16 protein-coding genes are annotated in these 18,826 nt (G+C 66.5%); 8 read left to right on the top strand and 8 right to left on the bottom strand.

The window, feature by feature from the left end; all coding sequences use genetic code 11:
- Nucleotides 1-86 precede the first annotated feature (86 nt).
- Both LQ956_RS02815 and LQ956_RS02810 read right to left on the bottom strand, forming a co-directional pair.
- Nucleotides 87-1,091 carry a GGDEF domain-containing protein gene (locus tag LQ956_RS02815; protein WP_238629358.1) on the bottom strand — a complete coding sequence of 335 codons (1,005 nt, stop codon included), beginning with the start codon at nucleotides 1,089-1,091 and terminating at the stop codon, nucleotides 87-89.
- Complete coding sequence (locus tag LQ956_RS02810; RefSeq protein ID WP_238630360.1) at nucleotides 1,072-2,082, bottom strand: cobalamin B12-binding domain-containing protein; 1,011 nt, start codon at nucleotides 2,080-2,082, stop codon at nucleotides 1,072-1,074. Before LQ956_RS02810 ends, LQ956_RS02815 begins: the two co-directional genes overlap by 20 nt.
- A gap of 350 nt (nucleotides 2,083-2,432) precedes the next feature.
- On the opposite strand from LQ956_RS02810, the gene LQ956_RS02805 reads away from it, so the two are divergent.
- Genes LQ956_RS02805 through cobJ form a run of 3 tightly spaced genes read left to right on the top strand, consistent with a single transcriptional unit; the run spans nucleotide 2,433 to nucleotide 4,557 of the window.
- Nucleotides 2,433-3,065 carry a precorrin-8X methylmutase gene (locus LQ956_RS02805; RefSeq protein WP_238620587.1) on the top strand — a complete coding sequence of 211 codons (633 nt, stop codon included), beginning with the start codon at nucleotides 2,433-2,435 and terminating at the stop codon, nucleotides 3,063-3,065.
- On the top strand, nucleotides 3,062-3,796 hold the full coding sequence (locus tag LQ956_RS02800) for a precorrin-2 C(20)-methyltransferase (protein WP_238620586.1): 735 nt from the start codon (nucleotides 3,062-3,064) through the stop codon (nucleotides 3,794-3,796). The genes LQ956_RS02805 and LQ956_RS02800 overlap by 4 nt, the downstream gene beginning before the upstream one ends.
- A complete protein-coding gene (cobJ, locus tag LQ956_RS02795; RefSeq protein WP_238620585.1) occupies nucleotides 3,793-4,557 on the top strand; it encodes a precorrin-3B C(17)-methyltransferase in 765 nt (254 codons plus the stop codon). The genes LQ956_RS02800 and cobJ overlap by 4 nt, the downstream gene beginning before the upstream one ends.
- Here cobJ and LQ956_RS02790 read toward each other — a convergent pair.
- Entirely contained in the window at nucleotides 4,521-5,300 is a 780-nt protein-coding gene (locus LQ956_RS02790; RefSeq protein WP_238620584.1) for a cobalt-precorrin-6A reductase, read from the bottom strand. The genes cobJ and LQ956_RS02790 overlap by 37 nt on opposite strands.
- 86 nt (nucleotides 5,301-5,386) lie before the next feature.
- On the opposite strand from LQ956_RS02790, the gene cbiE reads away from it, so the two are divergent.
- The 4 genes from cbiE to LQ956_RS02770 all read left to right on the top strand — a co-directional run bounded on the left by cbiE (nucleotide 5,387) and on the right by LQ956_RS02770 (nucleotide 8,990).
- Nucleotides 5,387-6,637 carry a precorrin-6y C5,15-methyltransferase (decarboxylating) subunit CbiE gene (gene cbiE / locus LQ956_RS02785; RefSeq protein WP_255721741.1) on the top strand — a complete coding sequence of 417 codons (1,251 nt, stop codon included), beginning with the start codon at nucleotides 5,387-5,389 and terminating at the stop codon, nucleotides 6,635-6,637.
- Between the two features lie 3 nt (nucleotides 6,638-6,640).
- A complete protein-coding gene (cobM, locus tag LQ956_RS02780) occupies nucleotides 6,641-7,405 on the top strand; it encodes a precorrin-4 C(11)-methyltransferase (protein WP_238620582.1) in 765 nt (254 codons plus the stop codon).
- A gap of 23 nt (nucleotides 7,406-7,428) precedes the next feature.
- The gene (gene cobA / locus LQ956_RS02775) at nucleotides 7,429-8,295 is read left to right on the top strand and encodes a uroporphyrinogen-III C-methyltransferase (RefSeq protein WP_238629356.1); all 867 of its coding nucleotides are present in this window, start codon (nucleotides 7,429-7,431) and stop codon (nucleotides 8,293-8,295) included.
- A 350-nt stretch (nucleotides 8,296-8,645) separates the two neighbouring features.
- The gene (locus LQ956_RS02770) at nucleotides 8,646-8,990 is read left to right on the top strand and encodes a hypothetical protein (protein WP_238620580.1); all 345 of its coding nucleotides are present in this window, start codon (nucleotides 8,646-8,648) and stop codon (nucleotides 8,988-8,990) included.
- A gap of 22 nt (nucleotides 8,991-9,012) precedes the next feature.
- On the opposite strand, the gene tcuB is transcribed toward LQ956_RS02770, so the two are convergent.
- From tcuB to LQ956_RS02755, 3 genes are read right to left on the bottom strand one after another with little or no spacing between them, the layout of a single operon-like run.
- On the bottom strand, nucleotides 9,013-10,164 hold the full coding sequence (tcuB, locus tag LQ956_RS02765) for a tricarballylate utilization 4Fe-4S protein TcuB (RefSeq protein ID WP_347402030.1): 1,152 nt from the start codon (nucleotides 10,162-10,164) through the stop codon (nucleotides 9,013-9,015).
- Complete coding sequence (gene tcuA / locus LQ956_RS02760) at nucleotides 10,152-11,546, bottom strand: FAD-dependent tricarballylate dehydrogenase TcuA (protein WP_238629355.1); 1,395 nt, start codon at nucleotides 11,544-11,546, stop codon at nucleotides 10,152-10,154. The genes tcuB and tcuA overlap by 13 nt, the downstream gene beginning before the upstream one ends.
- Complete coding sequence (locus LQ956_RS02755) at nucleotides 11,543-13,099, bottom strand: cobyric acid synthase (RefSeq protein ID WP_238629354.1); 1,557 nt, start codon at nucleotides 13,097-13,099, stop codon at nucleotides 11,543-11,545. Before LQ956_RS02755 ends, tcuA begins: the two co-directional genes overlap by 4 nt.
- A gap of 200 nt (nucleotides 13,100-13,299) precedes the next feature.
- On the opposite strand from LQ956_RS02755, the gene LQ956_RS02750 reads away from it, so the two are divergent.
- The gene (locus LQ956_RS02750) at nucleotides 13,300-15,243 is read left to right on the top strand and encodes a sensor domain-containing diguanylate cyclase (protein ID WP_238620577.1); all 1,944 of its coding nucleotides are present in this window, start codon (nucleotides 13,300-13,302) and stop codon (nucleotides 15,241-15,243) included.
- Between the two features lie 9 nt (nucleotides 15,244-15,252).
- Here the strand turns inward: LQ956_RS02750 and LQ956_RS02745 are convergent, their stop codons facing one another.
- Together LQ956_RS02745 and bchE are read right to left on the bottom strand one after the other, a co-directional pair.
- The gene (locus LQ956_RS02745; protein ID WP_238620671.1) at nucleotides 15,253-16,779 is read right to left on the bottom strand and encodes a cobyric acid synthase; all 1,527 of its coding nucleotides are present in this window, start codon (nucleotides 16,777-16,779) and stop codon (nucleotides 15,253-15,255) included.
- Nucleotides 16,780-16,967: 188 nt separating this feature from the next.
- A complete protein-coding gene (gene bchE / locus LQ956_RS02740) occupies nucleotides 16,968-18,677 on the bottom strand; it encodes a magnesium-protoporphyrin IX monomethyl ester anaerobic oxidative cyclase (RefSeq protein ID WP_238623558.1) in 1,710 nt (569 codons plus the stop codon).
- Nucleotides 18,678-18,826 lie beyond the last annotated feature (149 nt).

Below are 18,826 nucleotides of genomic sequence, written 5' to 3'. Positions count from 1 at the left end.
TGGATCTAATACTGACCAATTCTCTCGGGTATTGCAACCCCCTTCCTGAACATTTTTATCGTCCGCGGTCTGTGCGGTCGGTCATGTCACTCCTTCCCTGATGCATTCTCTTCCCGGCCGGCCGCCTGCTCCGCCCCCGGTCCTGCGATGACGATCCGATTACGGCCCTGATTCTTGGCTTGATAAAGCGCGGCATCGGCCCGTCTCATCAGTGCCTCCGCATCTTCTTCGGGCTCAAGCATGGCGATACCGATACTGACACCGAGCCGATGGTCCAGCCCGCTGGGACGAAGCTCCCAAGTACTTGCCCGGATGCGTTCTGCCACCGCCGCGGCTACGTGGCGATGGGCGTCAAACATGTAAAGTCCGAATTCCTCTCCCCCCAGTCGCCCGGGCAGGTCTGAAATCCTGACCAGCGCGCGCAGCAGCTCCGCAAAGGCGGCCAGCACCGCATCACCGGTGGAATGACCGAAACTGTCGTTGATCTGCTTGAAATGATCCAGGTCCATCATCAGGATGGACAGGGCATGCTGGCGACTCTGAGCCTGGACCACGCCCTGTTGAAGGCGCTCCATGAAATACCGGCGATTGGCCAGGTGCGTCAGCGCGTCGGTGCGGGCCAGTTGCTGATTCAGCTCGTTGGCCATGGCCAGGTCGTGATTGGCCTTGCGAAGATCCCTGACCAGGCGGGACATTTCCAGCGCCAGGCTGCCCATGCGGCCGATCACGTCGCTGTCTTCCGTCTTGGCTGGCTCCCCGATCAGTAGTGTGTGGGCGTTGAGCGGATAGGCATGGAACAGGTAGTTTTCTCCCCCCATGACGGTATTGAATATCCGGGCGATGGCAGTGCGGTGGGCAAGTCCCGGTTCGATGTCGGGGATCTCGTCGCCGCTGGCCAGGAACCGGGACAGGGATTCGCCGCGCACATCCGCAAACCCGGCAAAGCGGGAGCGGAACGTGACATTGGCATCCCTGATTCGGCCGTCACTGTCCACTTCCACTACCACCAGGCGACCGGATTCCATGACATAGCTGTGAAGTGCTCGGGCCAGTTCAGGCTGCAGGGTGGGGTCAAGTACTGGTGGGTTCATCGGTTTCCGCCTCCAGGGTTCGTGCCCATCGGACCGCCGCATCACAACTTTCCAGGAGAGCATCCGCCCCCACGGATGCGGCCAGGCGGGGGGCCATGAGAAATGCCTGCCCACCGATCAGGATGCGGGTGGTGCTGCCATGTCCAAGGGCCTGCCGCAGGTATTCGATGGTACATCGGGCTTCATGGATGTTGCTGATCAGGGTCACCGAGAGGGCCACAAATCTGGGGCGTTGCTGCACCGCCGTCGTGATCAGATGTTCCCGGGGTGTATCGCCGCCCAGCAAGGTGATGTCCCACCCATCCAGTTCCAGGCTGGTTGCCAGCATCCAGGCGCCCATTTCGTGAAACTCATTTGAAACGGGGCTGACCAGGGCGTGTCCGCGATGGATGTCGGGAAAGGGTAGATCATGGTAAAGGGAAGACAGGATGCCGTAGGCCATGGCGGTGGTCTGGTGCTCCATGGACACTGAAATCTCACCGTCTTCCCATCGTGCCCCGACATCCACCATGGCGGGATAGAACAGTTCCTGCAGGATGTCGCCGTAGGACATGCCGCGGCTCAGCAGTTCTCTGCAACGGCGGATGATATCCGGGTAATTTCCCTGGAGCAGGTTGGCAGTGATGTAGGTGTATTCCTCCCGGTACCGGTCGGGGACGTGGAGCCTGCGTGCCTGATGAGACAGGGCGGCCTTGATGGTCGCGGGATGAATGTCGGCCATCCAGCGGTACACGGGCAGGAGATGTTCCGCATCGTCTTCGCTGAGCGTGAGGCGAATGGCCTGCGTCCAGGCTTCGAACTGGGCGGGAAAATAGTCAAAATGCACGCCCTGGTGATGGTAGGCGGCATACACCCAGGGCAGGGTCTCCGCCAGCAGCTGAAAGTCATTGGCCGTCAGCACCTCGGCCATGAAGGCCGCGTGATTGCGATGATTGCATTCCAGCAAACGCACGCCGTGCCCGCCGCTGAATTCATCATGTCGGGGATGCATGGCCATCGTGCGTGAAACCAGGCTGGCGATGCGGTTCCTGTGACGCCGATAACGGTCCGCGGTGCCTTTGGGAACCTGTGAGCATGGTATCGGCGGCATGGCTGGAGTGGTCGGCATGGTGAGGGTTTTCCGGGCCTGAAGATCATGCCTTGGTCAGTGTTGACGGGATCGGGGGCGACAGGATCGTATGCCTGATTATAGTGCGCTTGCATGCGCGGGCTTCAAAAAGCCGGCGCCGCCGATGGCCGGTGTCGGGCAAGCCGGGCATTGCCCCGTGGACCCCGACCCGCTAAGCTTACCCACCCGCTCCGGTCGCCCCGGCATTGCCCTTCACGCAGTACACTCGATCCATGTCCCATACCTACGACTACATCAAGGATGGCGCGGCCATCTATCGTAAATCCTTCGCCACCATCCGCGGCGAGGCCCGTCTGGACGGTTTCAGTGCCGACGAGGCCCGGGTGGTGGTGCGCATGATTCATGCTTGCGGCATGGTGGAACTGGCGCCCCAGGTGGTCTTCACGTCCGATGCCGCCAAGGCGGGAAGGGCGGCCCTGCTGGCGGGCAAGCCCATTCTTTGTGATGCCAAGATGGTGGCCCACGGCATTACCCGCGCCCGGTTGCCGGCGGACAACGAGATCATCTGCACTCTGGATGACCCCCGTGTCCCCGAACTGGCGCGGCGGATCGGCAATACCCGCTCCGCTGCGGCCCTGGACCTGTGGGGTGAGCGGCTCGACGGAGCCGTGGTGGCCATCGGTAATGCGCCGACCGCCCTGTTTCACCTGCTGGAGCTGATCGATGCGGGGGCGCCTCGGCCGGCCCTGGTGATCGGCATGGCGGTGGGTTTCGTGGGCGCCGCCGAGTCCAAGGAAGCCCTGGCCGGGTATCCGGGTCTGGAATCCGTGATCGTCCACGGTCGTTTGGGTGGCAGCGCCATGACCGTGGCGGCCGTCAATGCCCTGGCGAGTGAGCAGGAATGAGTGGTTCCGGCACCTTGTTCGGCATCGGCTTGGGTCCCGGTGACCCGGAGCTCATCACCCTCAAGGCCCTGCGTCTGCTGCAGGCGGCGCCGGTGGTGGCCACCTTTGCCAAACAGGGTCGCACCGGCCAAGCCCTGGGGATCGCTGGCCCCCACCTGCGCCCGGAGCAGCAGATCCTGAGACTGGAGTACCCTTTCACCACCGAGGTCTCCATCCATGATCCCCGTTATGCCCGGGACATGAGCGACTTTTACGACCAGGCGGCGGCAGAGGTGGCTCAATGCCTGATGGGCGGGCGGGATGTGGCGGTGATCTGCGAGGGTGATCCCTTCCTCTATGGTTCTTACATGTACCTGCATGATCGCCTGTCCCATCGCTTCCCGGCGCAGGTGGTTCCGGGCATCAGCGGCATGAGCGGATGCTGGACCCAGGCCGACACCCCCATCACCCATGGCGATGACGTACTCACGGTGATTCCCGGCACCCTTTCGGAGGATGCCATGGTGTCTCACCTGGGTCGTACCGATGCTGCCGTCTTCATGAAGGTGGGCCGTAATCTTCCCCGTATCCGCGCCGCCCTGGCCCGGGCCGGTCTACTGGAGCGGGCCATGCTGGTGGAGCGGGGGACCATGGAAGGCGCACGCGTGGCGCGCCTTGCCGAGTGCCCGGAAGACCAGCCCGCTCCCTATTTCACCATCGTGCTGGTACCCGGCAGACAGGGGGTTCGATGAGCGGTCGTGTGGATGTCATCGGGCTTGGCCCCGGCGCCGAGGACCTGCGTTGCCCTCGCGCCGCTCACGCCCTGGCCCAGGCCACGGACCTGGTGGGCTATGTCCCCTATGTGGAGCGGGTGGCCGCCGAGGGCGGCCAGCGGATCCACGCCTCGGACAATCGCGAGGAAATCATGCGCGCCCGCTTGGCCCTGCAGTTGGCCGCCGAGGGTGCGCGGGTGGCCGTGGTCTCATCCGGCGACGGCGGCGTGTTCGGCATGGCGGCCGCGGTATTCGAGGCCATGGATCATGGTGAACCCGGCTGGCGTGATCTGGAGGTGACGGTTCATCCGGGGGTGTCCGCGGTACTGGCTGCCGGTGCCCGGTTGGGGGCGCCGTTCGGGAATGATTTCTGCGTCATGTCCCTGTCGGACAACCTCAAGCCCTGGACCGTCATCCTGCATCGCCTGGAATGTGCCGCCCGGGGTGGTTTTGCCATGGCCTTCTACAACCCCATTTCCAAGGCGCGACCCTGGCAGCTGGGCGAGGCCCTGGCGCTGCTGCGTCGCCACCTGCCCGGGCATGTGCCAGTGATCTTTGCCCGAGCCGTGAGTCGTCCGGAAGAGCAGGTGGAAGTGACCACGCTGGCGCAGGCCAGACCGGATCAGGCGGACATGCGCACCCTGGTGATCGTCGGCAACGCCGAGACCCGGCTGATCCCCCGCACGGGCCGGGATCCCTGGATCTACACACCCCGTAGCGTGGGTCGGGAACGGACGTAGTGCGCGCCCAGCCAGCTCAGGGCAGCCTCCGGGTCCGGCACCTCGGCGGGGGCCGGCGGGACCCATGGGCGTTCCACCATGATCACTTCCACGCCGCACCGGCGTGCCGCCTCCAGCTTGGCGTAGGTGGCCTCGCCGCCGGAGTTCTTGGTCACCAGGGCGTCGATACGGTGCTGTTGCAGCAGGCGCAGTTCATCTTCCAGCCGGAAGGGGCCGCGGTCAGTGATGCACAGGCAGTCCGGTGGACGCACCGCGGGCAGATCCACGCTGCGGATGATGTAACGGTGCCGGGGCGCCTCGCAAAAGGGGGCCAGTTCCAGTTGCCCGATGGTAAGAAATACCCGCCGGGGCCGGGTACCCAGGGCCTGCACCGCAGCGACCATGTCCGGCACGCCGTGCCAGTGATCCTCCGGGCCGGGCATCCAGGCCGGGCGCCGCAGGGCCAGCAGGGCGACGCCTGTCCGTGCCGCGGCCACGACGGCGTGGGTGGACATGCGGTCGGCAAAGGGGTGGGTGGCATCCACCAGTACCTCGATGGCCTCCCTGCCCAGGTAGTCGGCCAGCCCGTCGGGGCCCCCGAAGCCGCCGCTGCGGCAGGGCAGGTCCGGCAGGCGGGGATTTTGCGTGCGCCCGGCCACCGAGTAGGTGGGGGCAAAGCGTGCATCACCTTCCAGGGCCCGGGCCAGTTGCATGGCTTCTCCGGTACCGCCGAGGATCAGGATGTGCAGGGGCATGTGAGTCATGGATCGTTTCAGACAGAACGGATGGATAGGCCCAGCCCCTTGGCCGGCGGAGCAGGGCGCGGGATGTTGCCGGGGCAGGGATTGCAATGACCGGTGAACACGTCCATCAGCCGGCCGGCGATCCCCCTGGTCCCTGGTTGAGCATCATAGGTCTGGGAGAGGAGGGCGTCGAGGCCATGAGCCCCGCTGCCCGCGCGCTGGTCGGGGCGGCCGTCCTGGTGGTCGGCGGCACACGTCATCTGACCCTGGCCGCACCCCTGATCCGGGGAGAGGCACTGTCCTGGGCCTCGCCCCTGTCCGACACCCTGCCCCGGATCCTCGCCCGGCGAGGACTGCCGGTGGTGGTGCTGGCTTCCGGTGATCCCTTTTTCTTCGGTGTGGGCACCACCCTGCTGCGGCATCTACCGGCGCGGGAGATGTGCTGCCTGCCTCACCCCTCCAGCGTGTCCTTGGCCGCCGCCCGCCTGGGCTGGGCCCAGCAGGACTGTACGGTGGTGTCCCTCACCGGCCGTCCCCTGGAGACCCTGCGGCCGGCCCTGCAGCCGGGGGCACGCCTGTTCGTGCTCACCGCCGACCAGGACTCGCCGGGGCAGATCTGCCAAGCCCTGACCCGGTGGGGTTTCGGTGAGTCCGCCGTGACCTTGTTGGAGGCCCTGGGTGGTCCACGGGAACGCCGGCGTCATGTCACGGCGCGGGATTTCGATCTCCAGGACGTCCAGCCCCTGAACCTGCTGGCACTGGAGGTACTGGCGGCGGCGGATGCCCCCATCATCCCCCTGGCCCCGGGGCTGCCGGATGAGTGGTTCGAACACGATGGTCAGATCACCAAGCGGGAGATCCGCGCCGTCACCCTGTCCAGTCTGCGCCCCCACGCCGGCGCACTGCTCTGGGACGTGGGGGCGGGTTCCGGTTCCATCGGCATCGAATGGCTGCTGGCCCACGCCGGCACCCGTGCCATTGCCGTGGACAGCCATCCGGAGCGGGCCGCCCGCGCGGCCCGCAATGCCGTCGCCCTGGGTGTCCCCCGGCTGGAGGTGCGTGTCGGTCGTGCCCCCGAGGTGCTGAAGGATCTGCCCCGGCCGGATGCGATCTTCATCGGCGGCGGTGCCCGCGACGAGGCCGTCATCGACCAGTGCTGGGCCGCACTGGCCCCCGGGGGGCGCCTGGTGGCGAACGTGGTGGTGCTGGAGACGGAGCAGGTCATCCAGCGGGCCTGGCAGCGTTACGGCGGCACCCTGACTCGTCTATCGGTGGAACGTCTGGAACCCGTCGGCAGCCTGCACGGTTTTCGTCCTGCCATGCCCGTGGTGCAATGGGCGGTGGAAAAGAGGAACTGATTGATGACCGTACACTTCATCGGCGCCGGTCCCGGCGCGGCGGATCTGATCACCCTGCGGGGCGCGCGCCTGCTGGCCCGTTGTCCCGTGTGTCTCTACGCCGGCTCCATCGTGCCGGCGGAGCTGCTGGAACACTGCCCACCCGGGGCGCGGCTGGTGGACACGGCACCGATGGATCTGGATGCCATTGAGGCGGAATACGTCCGTGCCCACGAGGCCGGGGAGGACGTGGCCCGCCTGCATTCCGGCGATCTGTCCGTCTACAGCGCCGTGGCCGAGCAGATGCGCCGTCTGGATCGACGGGGCATTCCCTACACCCTCACTCCCGGCGTGCCTGCCTTTGCCGCCGCCGCCGCCGTGCTGGGGCGGGAACTGACGGTGCCGGAAGTGGCCCAAAGTCTGGTGATCACGCGCATGTCTGGCCGTGCCTCCGCCATGCCGCCCGGCGAGACCCTGGAAAACTTCGCCCGCACCGGTGCCACCCTGGCCATCCATCTGGCCATCCACCGTTTGGAGGACGTGGTGGCGGCCCTGATGCCGCACTACGGCGAGGACTGCCCGGTGGCCATCGTCGCCCGTGCCAGCTGGCCGGATCAGACGGTGCTGCGGGGAACCCTGTCCGGCATCGTGGCCATGCACCGGTCCGATCCCATCGAGCGTACCGCCCTGATTCTGGTGGGGCCGGCCCTGGGCAGTGAGGATTTTCGCGAAAGTGCCCTGTACAACACGGACTATGTCCGCCGTTATCGCCCCGGTTACGGGTCGTGAGCGGACAGCCCCGGAGCATTCTGATGAACGAAGTCTCACCCGCTCGCCCCCTGTCCCCGGAGGCCGCCCTGGACACCCTGGGGGCCCTGCTGCCCGGCATGCCCCGGCTGCGGCAGGGGGAGGTGTGGATCGTCGGGGCCGGCCCCGGTGATCCCGGGCTGCTGACCCTGCACGCCCTGTCGGCCCTGTTGCAGGCGGACGTGCTGGTGCATGACGCCCTCATCGATCCCCGCACCCTGGCCCTGGCCCGTCCGGATGCGGTGCGCATCTTTGCCGGTAAGCGTGGCGGCAGGCCCTCCACCCATCAGGACGACATCACCGCCACCCTGGTGGATCAGGCTCGGCGGGGCTTCCGGGTGGTGAGGCTCAAGGGCGGGGATCCCTTCATCTTCGGTCGTGGCGGCGAGGAGGTGGCCGAACTGGTGGCCCAGGGCATCCCCCATCGGGTCATCCCGGGGCTGACCTCGGGGCTGGCGGGGCTGAGCGCCGTGGGCATCCCGGCCACCTGCCGCGGAGTCAACCAAGCCCTGTTCCTGGCCACCGGCCATGGTGCCGGCAGTCGGCCCACGCCGGACGGCATCGATTGGACCCTGGTGGGGCGCCTGAATCAGCCGGTAATCCTGTACATGTCCCTGCGCAACCTGCCCTTCATCCTGGACGGTTTGGGGCAGGGCGGGATGGCCGACACGCTCCCGGCGGCGGTGGTCGCCTCCGCCACCACCCTGGAGGAGCGGGTGGTGATCACCACCAAGGGCGAGTTGCTGGAGACCATCCGCCGCGAGGGGCTGGAGGCGCCGGCCATCGTGGTGCTGGGCGAAATCGTCCGCTGTCATCACACCCTGCGGCAGGTGGTGACCCAGGCGGTGGAAACCGCCTCCGATCGGGCGTGAGTTCCCGGCGGGAAGCCATTGTCATTCCCGCGCACCCTGGAATCCAGGGGCCTTGATGGGCATAAGCACGTCGCCGATGCCGTCATTCCCGCGCAAGCGGGAATCCGGTGGGATCAAGATTCTGGGCTCCCGCTTTCGCGGGAGTGACGGCAGTGGGTTTTCTCGAGAGTGACGGCAGAGGGCTTTCGCAGGAGAGTCAACCGTCAATGGGAATCCGTCATTCCCGCGTAAGCGGGAATCCAGGGCGGTGTCCGGACAAGGATTAAATCTGAGCCCCGACAAGGAAAGGCTTGCCCACGGCATGCCGCCGTTCAACAATCAGTGCCGGCCCAACGCATCCAGGAGATCCCATGAGCGATATCCGCAACCGCCTCTCCGCCCTGCAGCGTCGTCTGGATGAATTGCAGGTCGCCGTCGGTGACGGCAATCCCGAGGCCAATGCTCTCATCGTCGCCCTCAGGGACGATCTGAACCGCCTGTCGGCGGACATGGTCGGTGAAGCCGTCATCGAAGACAAGGCCGGCGCAAGTTCCGAGACCCTGGAGCAGGAGGGGGATGCCCTGAAATGCCCCCGTTGCACCCTGCGGGGACTGTACGCGGTCAAGGGGCGGCTGCGGGAACGGGCTGAGGGTGCCGGCCGCGAAGCTTTGCACCATTGCTGGAGTTGCGGCTACGAGGTGTGGCGGCCGTCATAGGTATCGAACGGCATGTGAGTACTTATTCCTTATCCGTTTCTTTACCCGCGGTTCCGGGTCCGTGGTGTTGCTCCATGGCACGGCGCAGCAGTGCCGCCCCCCGGTAGGCTCCGTGCACGAACTTGCTGTAGGGCACCAGCAGGAAGAAGCCCAGTACCGTACCCAGGTGCAGGGCCAGCAACAGACCCATGGTCGCGGTCTCCCGCAGGGCCAGCAGCATCAGGCCGGTGGCGGCCACCGCGAACAGCAGGCCCAGCAGGGCGTAGTCCGCCGGCAGGGTTTCCGCCGCCGTGGGCGCCGGATCCCCTCGCCGTTTCACCCACACCAGCCCGGCCGCTCCCACCATCATGCCCATACCGCCCAGCGTGCCCAGCAACACCGGTAGGCTAAAAACGGGGTAGGGTGCCTCCCAGGCGAGAAGGTGATGATAGCCGGCCGCCACCGTGGTGGCGGCCAGGCACAGCAGGAAGCCGTAGAACAGGGCATGGTGAAAGCCCCGTCGCCATTGGGTAAAGCGCCCGTCCACGTCATTGCAGCCGCCCCCCCCGCCGTCCAGATTGCGCAGGGTGAGCAGGTCCGCCGCCGCCCGGGGCAGCGCCCGCCACCAGGATGAGGCCGGTGGTGCGCCCCGGCCGATGTCCCGCCGGAAACGGGCTACCCCGATCCCCAGGGCCAGCACCGATGTGCCCAGGGTGACCAGGGCCACGGTGGTCATCACCCCCCAGGGGATCACCTGATAGAAGGCCCCAGCCTCCCGGTGTACGGCAAACAGGGTGTCCCAGGGTACCAGTATCAACGTGAGCAGCGGGATCAGCAGGGTGGCGACCAGGCTCACCATGAGGGTGGCCGGACCGCTGCGGGCCAGCAGGGCGGCGAAGGCGCTGGGCCAGGTGTAACGGCGATAGCTGTCGTGGCGAACCCGGGCCAGGGTGGCGGGCACGTTGATGGCGAATTCGTGGGGCGGGGCATACTGGCAGGCATACCAGCAGGCCCGGCAGTTGTGGCACAGGTTGGCCAGGTAATGCAGGTCGTCCCGGGTGAGGTCCGGGCGCTGTTCCGAGGCGTGGAACACGGCGCAGTAGCCGGTGCAGTAGCTGCAGACGTTGCACAGGTTCATCACCCGGCGGGCCTCGGCGAGACTTGCGGAAGAATCCGGGGGGCTCAATTCAGACACTTTTCTGCCTCGGGGTGCAGTTTCAGGACCCGGTGGGCGGCTTCCTTCCCGGCGATGCGGCCAAACACGGCACCCACAGTCAGGGCGGCGCCGGCCACATAGCCGGTGCCCAGGATGCTGGGCGCCATGATCATGCCCGCCGCATACAGGCCATCGCAGGGTTCGCCATCGGCCATCAGGATACGGGCCCGGGTATCCACCTTCAGGCCGTGGCAGGTGAAGGTGATGCCGGGGGCCATGGTCCAGGCATGGAAGGGCGGGGTGTTCAGGGGCAGGGCGCAGCGCGTCTTGGGTGGGTCCAGGCCCTCGGTATGGCCGTCCTCCGGGCCATCGGGCCGCAGGGCGCCATGGTAGCGGTCGACCGTCTCCCGCAGGATATCCGGGTTCAGGTCCAGTGCCCGGGCCAGCCCCTCCAGGGTATCCGCCCGGCGGGTGGGATAGATGGCGGGCGGGGCCCGGCGCAGTCCCGCCGTGTCCAGGATCAGGTGAGCCCTGGCACCGGGCAGCCGGGCCACCCGGCGGCCCCAGAAGGAATAGCGGCGCGGGGTGATCTCCGCCCCTTCATCCTGAAAACGGCGTCCGTCCCGATCCACCACCAGGCCCCAGGGCATGCCGTCCACCCGGGTGACGATACCGCCGTCGGCGGCGGGGGCCATGGCATTCACCGCCACCAGATGACAGGCCCCGGGGACACCGGCGGGCAGGGCACCCTGTGCCAACAGGGACAGCAGGATCTCACCCCGGACATGGGGCGTACCCCGGACCAGGAAACCGGCGGCCGACTCGCCCCAGGTGCGGGACAGGGCCGCGGGGTTGGCCTGATAGCCGCCGCTGCAGATCACCACGGTGCGGGCCGACAGGGTCAGTGATTCATGTCCTCGGCGGGCCGGGAGGTGATGGGTATCGGCGGCCTGGAGCTGCACATCCAGCACTTCCGTGTCATGCAGGATTTCCACACCCAGGTCCTCGGCGGTGCGGCCGAGGGCGTTGATCATGGCCTTGCCGCCGCCCAGGAAAAAGGCGGTCTTGCAGGACCAGGGGATCATGCCGCCACTGGTGGGCTGGAATCCCACCCCCTGGGCCTGCAGCCAGTCGGGCAGTTCCCGGGAGCGTTCCGCCATCAGGCGGGCAAGGTCTTCATCCATGTGGCCGCCGCTGACCCGGCGCAGGTCGGTGAGAAACTCCGCCGCGGTATAACGACCCGGGAACAGGGGAGAGGGCGTGTCGTGGACCAGGCGCAAGTTGCGGGAGTGACGGGCGTTGCCCCCTCGCAGGTGACGGGGGGCGCTGTCCACCAGTTGCACCGAGGCACCGGCCCGGCGGGCGGCGAGGGCGGCACAGAAGGCGGCGATGCCGCCACCGATGACCAGGACGTCGTTCATGGCGGGGGTGGTGCGCCCATGGGGCGGCTGATGTTCCAGAGTTGATCCAGGTTCAGGTCCTCCTCCAGCTGCGCCGCCAAGGCGTCCAGGGTGGCCTGGGTCTGTCGGGCGTAGTGCAGGTCGCCGGCCGCGCCCCCCATGCGCTTGAGCCAGTGGCTGCGGAATCCGTCCCCGGCAAAGAGGCCATGCACATAGGCCCCCATGACCCGGCCATCGGCGGACTCCGCCCCCTCCGGCCCCTCATCCAGCATGAGCCAGGGTCGGGCCAGTCCCGGCCCCGTGGTGCGTCCCATGTGCATCTCGTAGCCCTGCACCCGCTGGCCGCTGCGCCGGTCCAGCCGATCCAGGTCCAGCAGGCGCTTGTCCCGGGTGATGGTGGTCTCCAGATCCAGCAGCCCCAGGCCCGGCGTGTCGCCGGGCGGACCTTCCAGACCCTGGGGGTCCCGCACCACCCTGCCCAGCATCTGGTAGCCGGCGCACAGCCCCACCACGCCGCCCCCCTGGCGCACGTGGGCCAGGATGTCGATGTCCCAGCCCTCCCGCCGCAGCATCCCCAGGTCGGTGCGGGTGGCCTTGGAGCCGGGCAGCAGGATCACGTCCGCGGCCCGGGGGATGGGCTCGCCGGGGTTGACCCAGCGTAGGTTCACCCCCGGCTCTGCCGCCAGCGGGTCCAGGTCGTCGAAGTTGGCGATGCGGGACAGCCGGGGCACGGCGATCAGCAGACCCGGCCCCGGGCGGGCATGGCGCTGCTCCAGGGCCAGGGAATCCTCCTGGGCCAGCCGGGCGGCGCCGTCGAACCAGCGTACCAGGCCCAGGCAGGGCCAGCCGGTAGCCCCGGTCATGTCCTCGCGGGCGGGATCGAAAATCCGCGGGTCGCCACGGAAGCGATTGACGATGTAGCCGCTCACCCGGCCCCGTTCCGAGGCGGTCCACAGCAGGTGTGCCCCCAGCACCGAGGCGGTCATGCCGCCCCGGGCGTCCTCCCCCAGCAGGGCCACGGGGATATCCGCCGCTTCCGCCAGCCCCATGTTGGTGATGTCCCGGGCGCGCAGATAGCGTTCGGCGCCGCTGCCGGCCCCTTCCACCAGCACCAAGTCCGCCTCGGCGGCCAGACGTTGCAGGCTGTCGAGGACGGCGGGCATGAGGCCGGGCTTGAGGTCCTGGTAGTCCGCGGCGGCCCAGTTCCCGAGCACATGGCCGCGCAGCACCACCTGACTGGTCAGATCGCTCTGGGGTTTGAGCAGGACCGGATTCATGTGCACCGAGCAAGGGGCGCCGCAGGCCAGGGCCTGCAGGGCCTGGGCACGGCCGATCTCCCCTCGGGCGGGGCCGCCGCCCGGGTCCGGCGGGGCGTCCGCATCGATGGTGACGGCGGCGTTGTTGCTCATGTTCTGGGCCTTGAAGGGCCGCACGGTCAGGCCCCGGCGGGTGTAGGCCCGGCACAGGCCCGCCACCAGCAGGCTCTTGCCCACGTCGGCGCTGGTGCCCTGGATCATGAGGATGCGGGCGCGGGCCGGGCTGTCGCCGCAGGGAGAAAAATGGATTTTTGGCATCCGCTGGATTGATTGTCCGTCAGTGATGGCCGGAGCATCCGGAGTTTGATGATACCTGATGGTACCCAAACGGGCGCCGTGTGATGAAGTGCGCTTTTGCCTTTATCGATCGGTTGCCGCAGTATCGCCGCTGCAGGGCATTTGAGTTTTCAATCATCAGGTACCGATGATCGCTCGGGTCACGGCCTTGGAAAGCTGACATGGACATCCCGACACTATTCCTGATCATTGCACTGACCAACATTCTGCTGGCGGTGGCCATGGTGTCCATGGCCGATCGGCCCGGACACGCCGCCATGGGACCTTGGTCCCTGGCGGCGCTGGTCAATGCCGGTGCCTACCTGGGCTTCATCTGGCATGCCCATGCCGGTCACCCCCTCCTGCTGGTGGCATCCAACGTGATGGTGGCCGCCTGGCTGGCCCTGGTTGGCGAGGGGTTTCAACGATTCTATCAGCGACCATTGCCCCGCTGGATCCTTTGGGTTCCGCTGCCCATCATGCTGATGGGGCTTTTGTCCCTGCTGGACAACCTTCCGGGCCGAGTCATCCTGGTGGCCATACTCCTGTCGTGTCAGACGGTCGTGATCCTGTTCATGGTGCTGCGCAATCGTCACGATACACCGGGGCGCGGACAGGTCATCATCGTCATCGGCCTGGCGGTACTCCTGGTTCTGCTCGGCATCCGGGCGATCATGGCGGGCCTGGGGAGCATGGACAGGATGACAAGCATCCTGCAGGCCAACGCCTTGCAAGTGCTGACCTTTCAGGCGGGGTTGCTGGCCATGATCCTGCTGGCCCTCGGCGTGATCGTGATGACTCACGAACGCACGGGGCAGATCCTTGCCGCCAGTGAGCGTCGCTTTCGCATCCTGTTCGAGGAATCCCGTCAGCCGCTGACCCTGATGGATCAGGCCGGTTTTTTCACCGCGGCCAATCCGGCGGCTCTGGCGTTGTTTCACCTGCAGCAACCCGAGCAGCTCATCGGTCGACCGCTGACCGATTTCACGTCGCCGACGCAACCCGATGGCCGTCCGTCCATCGACCACGCCAGGGACATGCGACGTCAGACCCTGACCCTGGGCGGGCATGAATGCGAATGGCAATGTCTGCGTGGAGATGGGCAGCCCTTCGACGCCCTGCTCATGCTGACGGCCATTCAGTATGAGGAACGACCGCTGCTGCATGTAACCTGGAACGACATCACCCGGCGCAAGGCCGCCGAGACACAACTGCGCATCAACGAGGAGAAATTCCGGACCTTCGTCGAGGACGCCAACGACGTCATCTATACCCTGAATCTGGATGGTATTTTCCAGTACCTTTCACCCAACATCCGCGAGCTCCTGGCACAGGAGCCGGAAGATTTCCTGGGCGGCCATTTCTCGGCCATCGTGCATCCCGACGACCTGCCTGCCTGTCAGGCCTTTCTGGAGCGGCTGCTGGCCACCCGAAGCAAGCAGAGCGGGCAGGAATATCGGGTACGGTATGGTGCCGGTGCCGCCGACTGGCGCTGGCATGTCACCAATGCCTCTCCCCTGTTTGACAAGGACGGGACCATCATCGGCATGCTGGGTATCGCCCACGATATCACTGTGCGCAAGCAGGACGAGGTCAGGATCATGCACATGGCCCATCATGATGGGCTCACCGCCCTGCCCAACCGGGCCTTGCTGTTCAGTCACCTGGACCAGGCCATGGGCAGGGCACGGGACGTGGGCAGGATGCTGGCCCTGATGTTCCTCGATCTGGATAAGTTCAAGCCGATCAATGACACCCATGGCCATGCCGTCGGCGATCTGGTGCTGCAGCAGGTGGCGCGCCGTCTGGTGTCCTCCGTGCGTGAAGCCGACATGGTGGCCCGTATCGGCGGCGACGAGTTCATCGTCATGCTGCCGGAGATCCGGCAGATGGAGCATGCCCTGATGGTGGCGGAAAACATCCGGCAGTCCCTCCAGGAACCGTTCCACATCAACGGGCTGGAGCTGAGTGTCTCCACCAGCATCGGCATCGCCTTTTATCCCGAGCATGGCGGGGACAGCCGGGAGCTGGCGCAGCATGCCGACATCGCCATGTACCACGCCAAGCAGGGTGGCGCCGATCGGGTCCGGGTATATGCCCCGGATCTGAGCGCGCCAGGGGCTTGATCCCGGATTTTATCCGGCCAGGGCCAGCAGGGCATCCAGGTCCAGGTTCTCCTCGCAGTGATCCGCCAGTGCCTCCAGGGCCGCTTCCACCCGCGCCTCGTAATCCAGGGCGGAGGCCTGGGCGCCCACCCGTGACAGCCAGGCGGCACGGAAGCCGTCATCCCCGAAGATGCCGTGGACATAGCCGCCGGTGACCCGGCCGTCGGTGGACACCGCGCCTTCCGGGCGTGGGCTGCCGGTGCCGTCGTCCAGCATCAGCCAGGGCCGTTCCAGACCGGGGCCGTGGGTACGCCCCATGTGCATCTCGTAACCGGTGACCCGGCAACCGCTCAGGGTGTCCCGGGCGTCCAGTTCAATGAGCTTTTTCTCGGCGCCGATCTCCGTTTCCACGTCCAGCAGGCCCAGCCCGGGGGTTTCTCCCGGTTCACCCTCGATGCCCCGGGGGTCCCGCACCACCCTGCCCAGCATCTGGAAGCCGGCGCACAGGCCCACCACCCGGCCGCCCTGGCGCGCGTGGGAGAGGATGTCGATGTCCCAGCCTTCCCGTCGCAGTACCTCCAGGTCGGCGCGGGTGGCCTTGGAGCCGGGCAGGATGATCACGTCGGTATCCCGGGGGATGGGATTGCCCGGCTTCACCCAGCGCACGCTCACCCCGGGTTCCGCCGCCAGCGGGTCCAAGTCGTCGAAGTTGGCCACCCGGGAGAGCTGGGGGACGGCGATGTTGAGACCCCGCCCCTCCCCGTCGGCGGGGCGTTCCAGGGCCAGGGAGTCTTCCGCCGGCAGGCGGGTGGCTCCCTCGAACCAGCGCAGCACCCCCAGCGAGGGCCAGCCGGTGCGCTCGGTCATCAGTTCGCAGGCGGGCTCGAACAGGGAGAGGTCGCCCCGGAACTTGTTGATGATGTAGCCCACCACCCGGGCCTGCTCGGATTCGTTGAGCAGGGCATGGGTGCCGACGATGGCGGCCAGGGCGCCGCCCCGGTCGATGTCTCCCAGGATCACCACCGGCAGATCGGCCAGCTGCGCCAGCTTCATGTTGGTGATGTCGGACTTGCGCAGGTACACCTCGGCGCCGCTGCCGGCCCCTTCCACCAACACCAGATCCGCCTGGGCGGCGGTGCGGTGGAAACTGTCCATCACCGCCGGCAGCAGTTGGGGCTTCATCTTGTGGTAGACCTTGGCCCGGCAGTTGCCCAGCACCCGCCCCCGCAGCACCACCTGGGAGCCGATCAGGGTCTGGGGCTTGAGCAGTACCGGATTCATGTGGATGGAGGGCTCCACGCCGCAGGCCCGGGCCTGCAGGGCCTGGGCGCGGCCGATCTCTCCGCGGGGGATCTGTCCGTCAGGCCCCGGCGGCAGGTCGCTGTCCCGGGTGACGGCGGCGTTGTTGCTCATGTTCTGGGCCTTGAAGGGCCGCACATTCAGGCCCCGGCGGGTATAGGCCCGGCACAGGCCGGCCACCAGCAGGCTCTTGCCCACGTCGGAGCTGGTGCCCTGGATCATCAGCGCCCGGGCCTTGCGGGGACCGGCATCGGGCATGGCGGGGAAATCGATGGGGGCGGTGGGATCTTCGATCACGGGGGATACCTGGGCAGTGACGGTAAAGGCAATGGGTCAAGATACAGGCAGGCATTTGGCTTGGGCAAGGCGATGCCCTGAAACGACGAAGGGCACCCCGAAAGGTGCCCTTGCGTCAATGACGGCCCTGGCTGTCGTTAAACGGCGCCTCAGGCGTTTTCCTTGATCTTCTCCTTGATCTTGGCGTCATCCATGCTCTCGGGCAGCTGCTGGTCCCCGCCGCCGCAGATCTTCACCTGCTGGGCGGTACTGGAGGTGTTCTCCGGCAGCTGCTCGTCGCCGCCACCGCAGGCCTTGAGGGCGGCGCCCTTGGCACCGGCCCGCTTGCGGGGCGGTGCGCTCTTCCACTTGATGACCTGTTCCTCAAGCTGCGGCTCGGGTTTCACCAGGGTACGTGAAGTGTCGAAGTTCCAGTTCACGGTCTTTCTGGACTGGGGACCCCAGTAACCGGCCTTGCCCAGGTCGTAGAAACGGCGCTCGAAGGCACTCTTGAGGAACGCCTTGAGGCAGCCCAGCAGGTACTTGCGGCGCAGCGGGTTTCTTTCCCACGGATAGCCCAGGAAGGCCTTCTTCATGTAGAAGCGGCGGTAGTTGTGCATGACCCGATCCAGCAGTTCGCCGCGGGTCATGGCCTTGGGCTTCATGATGGGGGTCACGAAGTTGTACTTCTCGAAGTCGAAGATCTCCACCTTGTCCTTCATCTCCGTGTACAGGTCGGAGAAGGGCCAGGGGGTGAACATGGCCCAGTTGGCCATGTCCGGGTTCCAGTCCATGCACAGCTGGAAGGTTTCTTCCAGGGTCTCGGCGGTCTCGTTTTCCAGGCCGACGATGAACTGGGCCTCGGTGACGATGCCGGCATTGCGCAGCAGTTCGATGGCCCGCTTGTTCTGGGCCACGGTGGTTTCCTTGACGAACATGTCCAGGTTGAGCTGTGCCGCCGCTTCGGTGCCCAGGGAGATATGGACCAGGCCCGCCTTGCGGTAGAAGGGCAGCAGGTCTTCGTCGCGCATGACGTCGGTCACGCGGGTGTTGATGCCCCAGAGCACGCCCAGGTCGCGGTCGATGAGTTCCTGACAGAACTCCACAAACTTGGCCTTGTTGATGGTGGGCTCCTCGTCGGCGAGGATGAAGAAGCCGACGCCGTGTTCCTTGACCAGGATCTCGATCTCGTCCACCACCTTCTTGGGATCGCGCACCCGGTAGTCACGCCAGAACTTCCACTGGGAGCAGAAGCTGCAGGTGAAGGGGCAACCGCGGGCCATGTTGGGGGTGGCCACCGGTACGCCCATGGGGATGTAGATGTATTTTTTCCAATCCAGCACGCCCCAGTCGGGGATGATGGAGTCCACGTCGCGAATGGTGGGCGCGGCGGGGGTGGCGACCACCTTGTCGTCCTCGATGTAGGCGATGCCCCGGATGTCCTGACGGCCCGATTCCCAGCGGCCTTCGTCCACCGCGCGGACCACGTCCAGCACCACGGCCTCGCCTTCACCACGCACGATGGCGTCGATCCAGGGGGCCTCGGTGAGCACCTGCTGGAACATGAAGGTGGCGTGGATGCCGCCCAGCAGGGTCACCGCGTTGGGGCAGGCCTCCTTGGCGATCTTGAGGGTCTGCTCGGCCTTGTAGATGGCGGGGGTGACGGCGGTACAGGCAATGATGTCGGGCTGGGCCTCGGCGAAGATCTTGCGCAGATCCTCGTCCGGGGTATCGTCGGTCATGGCATCGACGAAGACATACTCGGTGTAGCCATGGGACTTCAGGTAGCCGGCCAGATAGGCCACCCAGGCGGGGGACCACTTGCCGGCGATTTCGGCGCCCCCGGAGTGGTAATTGGGATGGACGAAGAGGATTCGCATACGTTGCTCCCGCGAAAGGATTTATCACCCCCGGGTTTCGCCGCGGATGAAGAAGACAGGCGGGGCGTTCCTAAGTTCCCCGGAATGCCTGATCGTACCCGTGCATTTTTAGCACTGTCAACCTTGATGGACAGCCTGACATGCGCTGC

The organism is Ectothiorhodospira lacustris (assembly GCF_022227845.1).
GTDB lineage: Bacteria > Pseudomonadota > Gammaproteobacteria > Ectothiorhodospirales > Ectothiorhodospiraceae > Ectothiorhodospira > Ectothiorhodospira lacustris.
The sequence above is the reverse complement of the archived record's forward strand: the minus strand, read 5'-3'. Positions and strand labels throughout refer to the sequence as shown.

What these genes read in the sequence shown, in the direction of transcription:
- LQ956_RS02770 (WP_238620580.1), top strand. Translation starts at nt 8,646, where the DNA reads ATGAGCGATATCCGCAACCGCCTCTCCGCCCTGCAGCGTCGTCTGGAT.
- LQ956_RS02810 (WP_238630360.1), bottom strand. Translation starts at nt 2,082, where the DNA reads ATGCATCCCCGACATGATGAATTCAGCGGCGGGCACGGCGTGCGTTTG.
- bchE (WP_238623558.1), bottom strand. Translation starts at nt 18,677, where the DNA reads ATGCGAATCCTCTTCGTCCATCCCAATTACCACTCCGGGGGCGCCGAA.
- LQ956_RS02815 (WP_238629358.1), bottom strand. Translation starts at nt 1,091, where the DNA reads ATGAACCCACCAGTACTTGACCCCACCCTGCAGCCTGAACTGGCCCGA.
- LQ956_RS02800 (WP_238620586.1), top strand. Translation starts at nt 3,062, where the DNA reads ATGAGTGGTTCCGGCACCTTGTTCGGCATCGGCTTGGGTCCCGGTGAC.
- cbiE (WP_255721741.1), top strand. Translation starts at nt 5,387, where the DNA reads ATGACCGGTGAACACGTCCATCAGCCGGCCGGCGATCCCCCTGGTCCC.
- LQ956_RS02755 (WP_238629354.1), bottom strand. Translation starts at nt 13,099, where the DNA reads ATGCCAAAAATCCATTTTTCTCCCTGCGGCGACAGCCCGGCCCGCGCC.
- LQ956_RS02805 (WP_238620587.1), top strand. Translation starts at nt 2,433, where the DNA reads ATGTCCCATACCTACGACTACATCAAGGATGGCGCGGCCATCTATCGT.
- cobA (WP_238629356.1), top strand. Translation starts at nt 7,429, where the DNA reads ATGAACGAAGTCTCACCCGCTCGCCCCCTGTCCCCGGAGGCCGCCCTG.
- LQ956_RS02750 (WP_238620577.1), top strand. Translation starts at nt 13,300, where the DNA reads ATGGACATCCCGACACTATTCCTGATCATTGCACTGACCAACATTCTG.
- LQ956_RS02790 (WP_238620584.1), bottom strand. Translation starts at nt 5,300, where the DNA reads ATGACTCACATGCCCCTGCACATCCTGATCCTCGGCGGTACCGGAGAA.
- cobJ (WP_238620585.1), top strand. Translation starts at nt 3,793, where the DNA reads ATGAGCGGTCGTGTGGATGTCATCGGGCTTGGCCCCGGCGCCGAGGAC.
- tcuA (WP_238629355.1), bottom strand. Translation starts at nt 11,546, where the DNA reads ATGAACGACGTCCTGGTCATCGGTGGCGGCATCGCCGCCTTCTGTGCC.
- cobM (WP_238620582.1), top strand. Translation starts at nt 6,641, where the DNA reads ATGACCGTACACTTCATCGGCGCCGGTCCCGGCGCGGCGGATCTGATC.
- LQ956_RS02745 (WP_238620671.1), bottom strand. Translation starts at nt 16,779, where the DNA reads ATGCCCGATGCCGGTCCCCGCAAGGCCCGGGCGCTGATGATCCAGGGC.